Genomic DNA, 12963 nt, shown 5'->3' with positions numbered 1-12963 from the left:
GTTAATAGAAATAGCAAATTTCGGAGGTACAACATCAAATGTTTTTGAATTTCTTGATTTACCACTCAATAGGTTTTTATCAGCACACTCAGTGTTATTAATAGTATCCCTTATATTCTCTGGTCCTTTGGGTATTGTATCGTTTTGCTTGGTGATTTGGGGTTTGATAACAGTGAGCTTATCGATGTTTAACGCCTTATTTTCTTTTATCACATCTATAGCAATAGTTGCATTATTGCTTTCCTTGGCGCCTCTTTTTATTATTTGCCTTCTATTTGGATATACTAGACAGATGTTTCACAATTGGGTCAAAAATTTAGCAAGATTTGCAATTCATCCGGTAGTGCTTTTAATTTTTATATCATTAATAAGCCAGGTTATGGATTATATTGTGTATTCGGTCTTTAATTTTGAGGTCTGTCCTACATGTATACTTAATCTTAACTTAAAGATTTTTAATCCTTGTATTATTTATGGTTATGCTTCCAAACATGCACCTAATATCACCGCTATGATGGCTTTTGTGATTTTGGGGCATGCTATGAAAGCTTTAGTTGAGGCATCTTCAACAATATCTGATTCGTTGTTTGGTGTTTATGTGGCAAGCGAACCAGGAAGGCAATATCAGCAAAGCTTAATGGGAACAGTAGGTTTAGATGAACAAAGTATCCAAAGAAGAGCAGGTCAGCAACCTGGTACACCAAGTCGAAGAATTCAAATACCACAATCAGCTCAAAGATCAGCACCTAAAATACCGACAAACACAGGAAATCAATGATGAGCAGAAAATCATTATTATTGATACTATGTCTTGTAATTACTGGCTGCACAATGGATTGTGTTGAACCTGGGTTGCAGAGCAGAAATACTAGTGTCAGTATAGATGTTCCAGTTCGTGAAGCTGGCGAAGGAATTAAAATTCATTGGGTTGATTCTGGTCAAGTAATTAGCAAGGATGAGAAAATCAAATTTACTCTTGGTGGGTCAGTAAATCTTTGTCCTCTTAAAGAAGGGAAAAATCCAAAGAGAGTACTTGTGCCCGCTGTATTTTGTGCTAATGATTTAATACCAAATTACAGTAATAAGTTAACTGATAATGCTAGTCTTGATGAACGAGAAATATGTGGGGACATAGGCTTTGGAAATAATGAATTCTATAGCAATAGACGTTATGTAGATACTGGAATTAAAGCAAATCCTGGTGATAAGTTAAGCTTTAGCTTAATTCCCAGAGAGATAACGATTGATTATGACAATCCACAAGGAAAAGGAATCAGTTTTGATGACAATTGTTATAGAACTGAAAGAGGGGATGAGAAAGATAAAGTTACAATAAAAGACATGTTTGGTGGAGGAACATTCTTTTGTGGAGAAATTGGTAAAAGGACTAAAGTAGAATTTCCGTTGCTTAGAAAAGAAAAAATGAAAGTGTTAGTTGGTAACGGCTACACTCCATACGATAATAAAGTACATTTTAATGATAAAAGTCCATGGATGAATGGTGCGTTGTTAGATCTACGACGAACTAAAATAGGACTGAATGAATTATGTAATGGGAAAAGGTGTGATTTTAATGAGCTGAACAAGTACAGTTCTTATGAACTTAATTGTTACTATCAGAATATATGTTACAACGCAAAAGGTATAGGGGAGGATTGCGTCTCTTCTATAAGGTATGAGAAGTATGATGAAAGAAATACATGTGACATGTATTCTCACCTTAAAGGTATTGAGGATGAACTAAAAAAGATTGAAGAAAATAAGAGGGATTCTAAGCAGATTGACATTAATTTAATATCAAATTCTAAATTAAACTTCAAAGAGAACAGAGGAGATATTTCTTGGGCTGAGGCTCTTGTTGCAAAAGTTGGCGATCTTGATAATCAGAATACAGCTAAAGGTATTCAATGTTTTCCAAATGAGAAAGGTGCGGAAGGAGATAATGTATGTTCACAGATTAATTATAAATTTGAAGATTATTCTCTGAGATTAAATCATTACTATACAGTGAATAATAACGTAGTACCTGATAAAAATAGTCTGATGCTTGCTATTGCAGATTATGGTAATTATGGAGCTAATAGGGGAGGGTATTATGTTGAAGTGACTAGATCATGTAACTTCGATAGTGGTAAAAAACTGTATATGCACTTGGGTGATAATCCGCCATTAGATCCATTTGCTATAAAGACTAATGATTTTAAAGAAGTAGAGAGGTTGGATAAAATAAAAGAGGATAATGTAGTCTACTATGCAATAGATGGAAGTCATTTAAAGGATAAAGAGTCTAAAAAGATATACTTTGGTATTAATGTAGAAAACGTAAAGAAAGATGATATTACGGACAAAGAAGCCAAATATTATGAAAATAATAAGTACACAGTAACTTTATTTGTCAAAAGAAAAATTAATGATTTTATTTCATCGAATGTAAACGAGGTATTTAAATTTATAAAAGAAGAAGTAATTGGGGACAGCGTTAAAGATTCATACAAAGGATATGCAAGAGGTCTTCTGCAAGGAGTAAGAGCTTTGCTTATTCTATACGTTATATTTACTATTGTTGGCTATATGCTAGGAACAATACAGCTAAGTAAATTTGACTTTATTGTAAGGATGATGAAGATAGCATTTATAGCTTTTGCCTTTAGCGATAGAAGCTGGGAACTTTTTGGCACAACTTTATCCAGACTTTTTATAGATGGTAGCACTTATTTAGTTGATAGTTTTTCTGGCTATATAGGAGAAGGAGGTAAAAAATTTGCATTCTTAGATTTAACAGCGGGAGTATTATTTACAGGAGAAACATGGCTGAAATTTTTATCTTTAATGCTATCAGGACCTTTTGGCTTTATTGCATTTTTGGCAATACTTTATGCTACTTTTGTGTTTTTAAGATGCATTATTAGTGCTACGTTTAAGTATGTAATATCTACTGTTTTAGTTGCATTTTTATTGTCATTGGCACCTTTATTTATCGTATTTATTCTATTTCAACAAACTAAAACATTATTTGATAATTGGATAAAAACGCTGGCTCATGTTTCATTGCAACCAGTCATTTTATTTTCATCCTTGTCTCTTTTAAATCAGTTAATGTATTCAGTTCTATACAACCTCACAAATTTTTCTGCATGCTATCAATGCTTAATTAGTGTAAATTTTTTATCGTATGATTTGTGTCTTATGAAATCAATATTACCTCTTGGGTATAGTCCTGGTACTAGTGTTGATGTTGCGCTCAGTACTGGAGAAAGGGCTGGTGGGCACTTTTCAGCATTACCTATAGATCTAATCCAGGCATTTATATATCTCATCATTGCTAGTGCAATGGAAGCTTTTGTTTCTATATCAGAAACTATGGCGCAGGCGTTGTTCAGCTCTGGTTTTGGAGTTGCCCAAAGTGTTAGTCATATTTCTAGGAGAGCATCACAAGCTATGCTGTCAACTGTTGGCCTTGATGATAGAACCCAAAATATGATACATAACATCAAGCAGGGAATGAGTAAAGATCGTAGCAAAATTGAAGCTAAATTGCCTGATACACCAAAGCAAGCAGATGGGAAAGCGAGTACTGGCAAAGAAATGAGCAAATCTGAAACACTAAGCCAGCCAGATAAGCAAAAGGATTCTGATAAAACAAAAGGACAAGCCAAGGAAGATTGATGAAATATATGGAGTAACTAATTAAAAAGATATTTGAAGTAAGGTTTTAGAAATTTATTCTGTATTGGAAAAAGTTTAGGTATGCAATCACGCTTAGGCAAATGTTGGTTTAGGTTATTAATTTTGGTAATCTGTGTTCTGGTTACAGGTTGTAGTAAGAATGATATGCCTTTTCCAAGATGTATATCTGCTGATTATTTTGGTCCTGAGCCCATTGCAATTGGTGCTCATTTTCCAATCGGTCATGATGCGTTTTTTCCAGAAGGTGAAAGTGGAGAACCTATTGATCCTGAAACCGGAGAAATCAATTATGGTTTTCACCCTAATCAAGTAGTGAAGTGGAAAGATACTGGATTTGAAACCAATGGAGATAGTTTAGTAGTACGAGTAAATGGTGCATGGACATCTTGGAGTAATAATAATAAGAAAGAATCTAAAGGTAGTTATAATTTGCAAAGCTTGGAACAGCTAAAATATGCGACTAAGTTTGAAGGCGAGTCAGGTGATAATAGTCTACCTGACTTTCACTTAGTTTGTAATGATTATAAACCTAGAATACAAAAAATTTCAAGTAAGCCTAAAGCAAGTTGCACTGTAAAGTGCAAGTGTATTAGTGAAGATGATAACAGAGAAAAACGCGGTGCTCCATGTTGGTTTACTAACGGCCATGGTGCTTATCTTTTATTTAAAAGGCCTAGCGATTCTAGTCCTAACGAAAATTTAAAATCCATGCGTAACCCTGAGTCTCCTACTGTACATCTAGGTTACAATTCCGTAGCGGAGGATGGAAGTGGGCTTTTTACTTTAGACAGAGATAATACCACATTACAGGACAGGAATTGTAATACGGTGAGGTTAGAAAAAGGATGGAAAATATATGTAAAGATATTAGATAGATATTATCTAGATAATGCAGGTGGCTACTCTTTTGAATTTTTGAGCGGAGTGCAGAAACCAAGTAACTTTGGATTTTTTGATTACGTTTATAACTATCTAAAATGTGTATTATTGATTAACGAAAATTGTAAAAAGCATTTTGATAGCAATGATCCTGCAGCTGCACAAGCGATGTTTCAAAATATAGCTGAAAAAAGTACGAGCTTTCACAATTTTGTTCTTTCCTTGCTTGTTCTATTTATAGTGATTTCATCGCTTCTTTATCTTTTTGGAATGATAAGAGAAACTAAGCATGATATGCTCATCAGAATGATGAAAATCACTCTAGTAATAGTGCTTATATCTCCTGGAAGTTTTAGATTTTTCTATGATCATTTTCTTGTTTTATTTGTTAAAGGTCTTGAACAATTGATAAGCATAATTACTAATTTTACTCCCAACATGAACACCGGAGGTAATTCAAACGTTGCTCAAGGAAATGAAGCTAAATTGTTTAGCTTCATGGAGGATATGTTTAATAAGTTTTTTGCTTACTCTGTTTGGAAAAAGTTTGCAGCATTTTTACATTATCAAATGTGGGCAAGTCTCCTTATGATACCGGCAATTTTTATAGGGATTGTCTTATATTTCCTGCTGTGTATGTATGCTTACATAATATTCCTTTCTGGTTTTATGGGTATAGCTTTTCTTATAGCTATAATGCCGCTATTCCTAATCTCTATTTTATTTTCACCACTGAAAAGTCTATTTGAGGGTTGGATAAAATTCTGTATTAGTTTCTGTTTGAAATCAATTATGATATTTACCCTGCTGTCATTACTTGCTGCGATGATAATGAATACCTTTTATAAACAGTTAGGCTTTACTGTGTGCTATAATAAATGGCTTGAAATAAAGTTATGTGCTCCAAAATGGGTATTTGGTGGTTTTTGTATAGTTGATAAAGAATACTTTAGCTGGACTCCAGGGCAAATTTTTGTACCTTATACTATCGGGGAGGCTTCTCCACTGAACGTAGACAAGAACATAGAGGGTATAGAAAAGATAAGCAGAGAAGGTGGTGCAGTAAAATTCACCGGTGGTGCTGGATATATCCCTCTTCCACCCGATTACATTAAAAAAGGTTTTCGTTATATAGATTATCCTTTCTTTAACCCAGTGCCTGGTACTGAGAAAAATCCAGCAGACCATTATATAGCAGAAAGTGATATAGTAGTTGATGCTAATTGTAGTGAAAAAGATCTAGTGCGTCTAACGAATAGTTTATTACATGCATCAGAGAGGGCTGACATTATATTACTGATCAACAATATAGAGAAAAGGATAGGTGATGTTAGTGAAATAATAAAACGCTACTGTCAAGATATAAATAAATGCAATAGTTATAGGGAAATAATTAATGAAATAAGATCTTTAGTGCGGAGTGCGATAAAAAAACAAGGTTGTAGAATACTGAAACTTCATGATTTATATAAGGATCCCAACAGTGAATACTGTAAGAAATGTAAAGATTGTGAGGATTGCAAAAATTATCAAGAAAATAGTGATTACCAAAGGGTGCAAGACATACAGAGAGGTTATTTAATCAACGCAGGAGAGATCTTTGTATTGTTCTTGCTTTCGTTTTTGATGTTTTCTTTAAAGGAGTTTGTACAACAGATGGGCTCAAGTATCGCTGGTGGTGGATACAGTGTTTACAATATATCTAGTATGTATTCTGAGCATTCTCCAAGCGCTACTGCACATGGTGACCCAGATGCGTCTTTTGTAAGTCAAATCTTATATTCTGGTAAATCAGTAGTGCAAGATGCTATTGGTGGAAGACTAGAGTCTGTAGGCAGTTGGGTTACTCATTTATCAAATAGATTAGCTGAAGAGGCGGCTAATCAGCTAGGTAAAATACCAAGAGTTGGAGGAGTGCTGAAATATGCTATTGATGTACCGCGTAAGCTTGTAGGTGCTACTATTGAAGCAACAAAATTTACAACTGAAGCAACAAAATTTGCAATATCACCTAAAAATGACGTTGATAAACTTGAGGAAAAAATCTACAGGGCGTTTGGAGTTGATGAAGGAAAAATTGCACACAGAAGAATCGGTGAATATTTAGAATATTATAAAGGATATGTAGGATCACATTTGGGCTATACGATAGAAGATGCTATGAAGTTTACTTGGGAACATGGTCTTGACTCTATAGGAATTCATCCTGCTACTGGGGAAAAGGATGGTTATCAGCATAATTTGCTTTATAGAGCAAAAACGCACAGACGTGAGTTCTTGGAAAGGCTTCATGATTACACTATTGGACGTACAGGAAAACCAGAAGACGAGGGTGAATCATCAAAAGAAAATAAGCCTAATCAATCAAATCGAAAATTAGGTACGGAACCAGAAGACCTAAAAAACACTACAGAAGCTATACGTGCCGGAGAAGATAGAGAGCTTCAAGATAATGAAAGGAATGATAACAGAGATAATAATGAAGAATCCTAACTTTAAAGGACTAAAATATTATGGTTTGCAGCAGGATGAAGGTGGTAATATTCAGCTAAACGATTATGATGATATTTTGAATGCACGCAGAGCAAGAGTAGATCTGTTATTAGATAGCACTAAGCAAGGTGATGTTAATCTTTCAAAGCTAAATAAAGCTCTGAATGAGAGACTTATAGATGATAAAGGGCTATCGTCAGAATTTGACAAAGAAGACAAAGAAATTGCACAAAAGGAGCTTAAGATGTTCTCTATTTTAGACGATCTTGATAATCTTGCAAACATTGAAAGTGAAGATCTATTAGAGGTTAGTTTGTTACTATCAGATCTTAGTTTTATAGAGAGAAATATTGTGTTGAATGCCGATCAGAGTTCTGATTTAGTAGGATTTAAAAGTCTGTTTATAGAAAAAAAAGCATCTGGTGAGGAATATAGTGATGAAGAGTGTCACAATTTCCTCGATAGTATAGAGAAAATCAATACTTTAATTAAGTTAGAGTTAGAAAGTAGAATTGAAGGGATGGGTCATGATGAAAAAAACAACCATGATGATTTACAAGACGAGATTGGTCGTGCAATCAGTATAGAAAATAAATCAAAGAAAAGCGATTGATCTTGCGTTTTTCCACAGGCAACCTTCTTTCTATTAGACTGCTGAAGCTATGTTGACATTAAATGTGTATTATAAATAATTAGTTAACTTCGAACTTGTTTTATATGTTACGTGTTATTGCGGGTAAATATCGTGGAAGAAAAATAACTACAGGCAAGAATTTAGCTGCACGGCCCACTATGAGTAGTGTCCGAGAAGCAATATTTAGTATACTTTCTTCAAGAAGACCTATTTATAACCTAAATGTACTTGATTTATTCTGCGGAAGTGGCTCTTTTTCATTTGAAGCACTTTCTCGAGGTGCTAAGCATGCATTCATGGTAGATTCAGATTATTACAATTTGCAACTGCCTAAAAAAACAGCAGAAGATCTTGGAATTACGAACGATATCACGTTAATTTGTTGCAATGCTAACGGATTACCAAGACCTATTTCAAAGTGCGATATAGTTTTTATGGACCCACCTTATAATATCAATCTGGTTAACTCAACTTTAGACGAGTTAGCTCACTCAGGCTGGTTAAATGATAATGCGTTAATAATTCTAGAAATGAGGAAAAATGAAGGTTTTGAGTGTAATAAAAACTTCAATATAATTGTGGAGCGTACCTACGGTATTGCAAAAATAATTTTTCTTTCTTCACTCACTTGAATTTCTTTTGTAAACATCTATAGCTAAGCTAAGTAAAATTTTTCCGAGGACTGAAAGAAAAAATCAATCGCCAATGCTAGATATAAAGGTTGCAGAATTACACTAGCTAACGCAAAAGTAGTAGTCTGAATCATAGAAGGATTTTGGTAACTACCAAGAGCTACATTTTTCACTGGCCCAACAACACTGTTGATAAGGTAAACGGACTTATAGAAACTATTTTGTGGAACTTCGTTACCACAATATCCAATGCTTTTTCTAGGAATATCTCCGAACTTAGAATATCTACTAAAATTCTTGAATAAACTTGACATATTACCCCTCTAAAATAAAAACATAATTATCTTACTAATATCGCTTGTTTTAGAATAAATGCAATCACTACCTAACTAAATTATCTGTTGCGCAAAAGCACATATTACCATACCATCAAAAATAAAGAGGTCAGCATGAGTTTTATTTTACCTGAGTTGCCATATGATAAAGCAGCTTTAGAGCCTTATATATCTGTAAAGACATTAGATTTTCATTATGATAAGCACCATAAGGGATATTTAAATAAACTCAACGAACTGGTTGAAAACACAGATTATCAACATATGGAAATTGAGGAATTAGTAACGAAAGTTCATGGAAATAATAATACAGTTCCTATTTTTAACAATGCAGCACAAGTTTGGAATCACACTTTTTATTGGAATTCAATGAAAAAGAATGGTGGTGGTAAGCCTCAAGATGATGGTCTTCTAGCAAAAAAAATTCAAGATGATATTGGTGGCTTTGACAAATTTTGTGAAGAATTTTCAAATTATGGAGTAAGCCAATTTGGTAGTGGATGGGTGTGGTTAGTGCTTGAAAAAGGAAAACTCAAAATCACTAAAACTCCAAATGCGGATTTACCGCTAATTTATGGCCAAATGCCACTACTTACTATGGATGTATGGGAGCATGCATACTATTTGGATTGCCAAAATCGCAGAATTGACTACATAAAAGTTTTTCTTGATCATTTGATCAATTGGGATTTTGTAGAAGAGAATTTAAAGAAGAATATATAAGATGAATATACCACAAGTAACAAAACTAGATAATGGTCTGCGCATAATAACTGAGCGAGTGCATGAAGTTGATTCTGTAGCTTTAAATATACGAGTTGGTGTTGGCAGTAGAGCAGAAAGCGCAAACCAAAATGGAATATCCCATTTCCTAGAGCACATGGCTTTCAAAGGAACAAAGACAAGAACTGCTTTTGAAATTGCAAAAGCTTTTGACGACATAGGTGGAGCTTTCAATGCCTGCACCGGTAGAGAAAGCACCAGTTACTACGCAAAGGTTCTTAGAAAAGATATAAAAACTGGAATTGATATATTAATAGATATATTGATGAATTCTATATTTCCAGAAGATGAATTGGAACGCGAAAAGGGTGTTGTAATACAAGAGATTTTTCAAACTAATGATTCACCGAGCGATATCATTTTTGATAAGTATTTTGAAGCAGCTTATAAAGATCAACCATTTGGTAGGTCAATCTTGGGTACGCAAGATACTGTCAAATCTTTTACTCGAGCTAATCTAGATAACTACTACATAAATGAGCATTACTTTGGCGGAAATATGATATTTGCTGCTGCAGGAAATGTTGAACATGAGGAAGTTGTTCAATTAATCAAAGACTTTCTCTCAAAGATTCATTCAAAAGAGCTGAAAAAAAGCGAGAATGCAAGTTATACCGGTGGTGAGTATTTAGAACATCGTAAATTAGATCAAGTACATTTATTAATTGGTCTACCTAGTGTTTCTCGTGATGATAATAGATATCACACATTCAAAGTTCTTGATGCCATACTGGGAAGCGGAATGTCATCACGCCTATTTCAGGAAGTAAGAGAAAAGCAGGGTCTTGCTTACTCTATTTACTCATTCAACTCTAGTTATGCTGATACAGGAATGCTTTCGATTTTTGCTGGTACAGATAGTAGTAATCTAGATAAGCTTTTAAAATCCATAACGACAGAGCTAAAGAAATTGTCCACAGACGATCTAAAGGAAGAAGAAGTAAATAGAGTAAAAGAACGAGTAAAATCCCAAATTTTAATGTCACGCGAAAGTGTTAGCTCACGTGCTGAAACATTAGGACACTACTATGGTAACTATAATAAATACATCAGTAAAAATGAACTCATAGAAAAAATTAGTGCTGTTACTATTTATGATATAAAAAAAGCAGCAGAAGAATTGCTATCTCAGCATGAAAGAATTACTTTAGCTGCGATTGGAGAAATTAATTCATTGCCAAGTTACGATAAAGTGGTTTCTATGCTTAGTGTACTTTAATTATGTTGCTTATTCTCACTAAAAAGTTTAATGAATGGTTGCAAAATCCTTTCTATAAAAAGTTTGCTTTCTGGTTCATCGCATATACCACTAATCATTTTATTGAAAGTTTTTTCGCTGTTTTGTAAAAATAAATAGCTTTCTACTGATTGCACAATAGACAAGGCAGTTAAAATTCCTCCTGTCACTAAACAAGAAGCTATAGCAGGTACAGTACCCACTGCAATTCCAATTGCGATCAGTGATAAACCAGCTAAGAGTGTAAAGGCTGAAACACAAAACGCTATTTGATGTTTTTCTTTACTTTTAACCATAAATGCCTCACAAAATTATACTTCTAGTATATCCGTATATATACGGTACTGTCAAGTTTTTAAAGAAGATTAAAAAATGCAACGCACATGTGCAAAATATGAACTAGGTATATAATTCACAATGCAGCGGTATTTCACTAATCCAATTATTTTTTTCTTGATCTAGCCTATCATTCAATATTGCTTGTCTTATTGATTCCATCAACTTATTCATGAAGAAAACGTTGTGAATGGTAACGAGTGTGTAAGCAGCCAGCAACTCTTTAGCTTTTAGTAAATGGTGTATATAGGCTCTTGAATGTTTTCTGCAAGTAAAGCACAAACAGTCATTTTCAATTGGGTTATCATCTAGTTCGAATCGTTGATTTCGCAAATTAATATGCTCTTTGCACTTTGAAGAAATAGAATCTCTATTTTTTACTTTAACAAGCGCGCCACCATGTCTTGCGAGGCGAGTTGGATGCACACAATCAAATGTATCAACTCCAAGCTCTACTCCATGAAAGATGTCTACAATTCCACCAATACCAAGCAAATGAGTAGGCCTATCTTTTTTAAAATGTTCCATAGTAAAGGAAACTACATCATACATCTGCTCTTTACTCTGACCAAGCGATCCACCTATTGCTTGACCAAAAAACGGCAAATTGTTGATAAAATCACAACTTTCTCTACGTAAATCTTGATACACTCCACCTTGGCTAATTCCATACAGCGCCTGTTTGCCATCATTATTTTTTTCAAACTCATTTAAAGAACGTTCAGCCCATCTATGGCTCATGAGCATCGATTTCCTTGTGTACTCCTTGCTGACATGAAATGGAGTGCATTCATCCAAAACTAGGATTAAATCTGCACCTAATTTTTGTTGAATTTGTATAGATTTTTCAGGAGTTAAGCAATAAATTTTACCATTTATGTAAGAACGAAAAATTGCCCCATCTTCATTAATTTTGATCAGAGTTTTTTGTTTCTGTCTTACTCCCTTTATTTCTTCCGAAACTGACCCGTGCCCTAAACTAAATATCTGGTATCCACCAGAATCAGTGAGCATTGGTCCACTCCATCCCATCATCTTGTGCAATCCACCAAGTTTTGCTACGGTATCTTCCCCTGGTTGGAGCATTAGATGATAGGTGTTAGAAAGTATTATCTGAGTACCTGCTTCTCTGATTCTTTCGATATCTGCGGCTTTAATAGCAGCTTTGGTTGCACAAAATATAAATGCTGGTGTTTCTATACTTCCATTTGGAGTTTTAATTGTACCAACTCTTGCAGAACCTGATTGTTTAGCTATCTGAAATGCAAATTTCTCTTTCATCTATTTTCTTGAAAGTTCTGCTATAATGTTTTCTACTTTTTCAGGAGTGAGATTTTCATAAAAGTCATTATTGATCTGCACCACAGGGGCATTAACGCATGCACCAAGACATTCAACTTCCTTTAAAGTAAATAGATTATCTTTAGTAGTTTCACCGATATTGATTCCTAGTTTCTTTTTAAAGTTATTTAACACTTCTTCGCTATTGCATAACCAGCAAGGAGTTGTTCTACAAATTTGTATGAGATATTTACCTACTGGTTTTAAATTATACATGGTGTAAAAATTTGCCACTTCATATACACGAATATGTGGAATATGCAGCATATCAGCAACATAACGCATAGCAGATTCAGAAACCCATCCGCATTGCTCTTGAATCAGATACAGTAAAGGCATGACGGCACTACCTTCTCTACCTTTAGGATACATCTCTATAGACTTTTTCGCTTTTCTGAGGTTGTCTGATGTAAAACTAAACTGCTCTTCTTTCTCTTTCATCTAATAAGTCTCTTGTAAATCTCAACAAATTATACTTGAAGAGCTAACAATTGCAATTAGACTTCTTGCATAATCTAAGACCTGCTGTAAATCAAGCTTAGGGTGATCTAATTTGACATACCTCATTATTTTTTCTACGTTGTAATTGATCTACATGAGAAACTT

At 34.2% G+C, this 12963-nt stretch carries 10 protein-coding genes and 1 pseudogene; 7 read left to right on the top strand and 4 right to left on the bottom strand.

Translation table 11 applies throughout. The features are described 5' to 3' along the window. The 5 genes from BBB02_RS01580 to rsmD all read left to right on the top strand — a co-directional run. Positions 1-778, top strand: a 778-nt coding sequence (locus tag BBB02_RS01580) for a TrbL/VirB6 family protein (protein ID WP_179948511.1), incomplete at its 5' end; no start/stop codon positions are given. Beyond that, positions 775-3666: a TrbL/VirB6 family protein gene (locus tag BBB02_RS01575; RefSeq protein ID WP_127463752.1), complete on the top strand. Its 2892-nt coding sequence runs from the start codon at positions 775-777 to the stop codon at positions 3664-3666. The genes BBB02_RS01580 and BBB02_RS01575, both read left to right, overlap by 4 nt. Positions 3667-3747: 81 nt before the next feature. Further along, positions 3748-7059: a TrbL/VirB6 family protein gene (locus tag BBB02_RS01570; RefSeq protein WP_127463751.1), complete on the top strand. Its 3312-nt coding sequence runs from the start codon at positions 3748-3750 to the stop codon at positions 7057-7059. Further along, entirely contained in the window at positions 7043-7672 is a 630-nt protein-coding gene (locus tag BBB02_RS01565) for a WD_0853 family protein (protein ID WP_127464287.1), read from the top strand. Before BBB02_RS01570 ends, BBB02_RS01565 begins: the two co-directional genes overlap by 17 nt. Before the next feature lie 104 nt (positions 7673-7776). Continuing rightward, positions 7777-8325, top strand: a complete 549-nt coding sequence (rsmD, locus tag BBB02_RS01560; RefSeq protein WP_127463750.1) for a 16S rRNA (guanine(966)-N(2))-methyltransferase RsmD — start codon at positions 7777-7779, stop codon at positions 8323-8325. Positions 8326-8393: 68 nt separating this feature from the next. On the opposite strand, the pseudogene BBB02_RS01555 reads toward rsmD, so the two are convergent. Continuing rightward, positions 8394-8639 (bottom strand): annotated as a pseudogene (locus BBB02_RS01555) (hypothetical protein); the annotation flags it as partial. Between the two features lie 135 nt (positions 8640-8774). Here BBB02_RS01555 and BBB02_RS01550 point away from each other — a divergent pair. Both BBB02_RS01550 and BBB02_RS01545 read left to right on the top strand, forming a co-directional pair. Continuing rightward, positions 8775-9383 (top strand): superoxide dismutase, encoded by a 609-nt coding sequence (locus BBB02_RS01550; RefSeq protein WP_127463749.1) that lies wholly within the window; start codon positions 8775-8777, stop codon positions 9381-9383. Between the two features lies 1 nt (position 9384). Next, the gene (locus tag BBB02_RS01545; RefSeq protein ID WP_127463748.1) at positions 9385-10662 is read left to right on the top strand and encodes a M16 family metallopeptidase; all 1278 of its coding nucleotides are present in this window, start codon (positions 9385-9387) and stop codon (positions 10660-10662) included. On the opposite strand, the gene BBB02_RS01540 is transcribed toward BBB02_RS01545, so the two are convergent. From BBB02_RS01540 to nuoE, 3 genes are all read right to left on the bottom strand, one after another. Further along, complete coding sequence (locus tag BBB02_RS01540) at positions 10659-10976, bottom strand: WD_0736 family protein (RefSeq protein WP_127463747.1); 318 nt, start codon at positions 10974-10976, stop codon at positions 10659-10661. The two genes, BBB02_RS01545 and BBB02_RS01540, sit on opposite strands and share 4 nt — an antisense overlap. Positions 10977-11079: 103 nt before the next feature. Beyond that, positions 11080-12297 (bottom strand): tRNA guanosine(34) transglycosylase Tgt, encoded by a 1218-nt coding sequence (gene tgt / locus BBB02_RS01535; RefSeq protein WP_127463746.1) that lies wholly within the window; start codon positions 12295-12297, stop codon positions 11080-11082. Next, positions 12298-12798, bottom strand: coding sequence for an NADH-quinone oxidoreductase subunit NuoE (gene nuoE / locus BBB02_RS01530; protein ID WP_127463745.1), 501 nt, complete (start codon positions 12796-12798; stop codon positions 12298-12300). It lies immediately after the preceding gene. Between the last annotated feature and the right edge of the window lie 165 nt (positions 12799-12963).

The sequence above is a fragment of the Wolbachia endosymbiont of Bemisia tabaci genome (assembly GCF_003999585.1).
Lineage (GTDB): Bacteria > Pseudomonadota > Alphaproteobacteria > Rickettsiales > Anaplasmataceae > Wolbachia.
The sequence above is the reverse complement of the archived record's forward strand: the minus strand, read 5'-3'. Positions and strand labels throughout refer to the sequence as shown.

Excerpts from the sequence above, each read along its gene's own strand:
- BBB02_RS01545 (WP_127463748.1), top strand. The coding sequence starts at position 9,385 with ATGAATATACCACAAGTAACAAAACTAGATAATGGTCTGCGCATAATA.
- rsmD (WP_127463750.1), top strand. The coding sequence starts at position 7,777 with ATGTTACGTGTTATTGCGGGTAAATATCGTGGAAGAAAAATAACTACA.
- BBB02_RS01570 (WP_127463751.1), top strand. The coding sequence starts at position 3,748 with ATGCAATCACGCTTAGGCAAATGTTGGTTTAGGTTATTAATTTTGGTA.
- nuoE (WP_127463745.1), bottom strand. The coding sequence starts at position 12,798 with ATGAAAGAGAAAGAAGAGCAGTTTAGTTTTACATCAGACAACCTCAGA.
- BBB02_RS01575 (WP_127463752.1), top strand. The coding sequence starts at position 775 with ATGATGAGCAGAAAATCATTATTATTGATACTATGTCTTGTAATTACT.
- BBB02_RS01550 (WP_127463749.1), top strand. The coding sequence starts at position 8,775 with ATGAGTTTTATTTTACCTGAGTTGCCATATGATAAAGCAGCTTTAGAG.
- BBB02_RS01540 (WP_127463747.1), bottom strand. The coding sequence starts at position 10,976 with ATGGTTAAAAGTAAAGAAAAACATCAAATAGCGTTTTGTGTTTCAGCC.
- tgt (WP_127463746.1), bottom strand. The coding sequence starts at position 12,297 with ATGAAAGAGAAATTTGCATTTCAGATAGCTAAACAATCAGGTTCTGCA.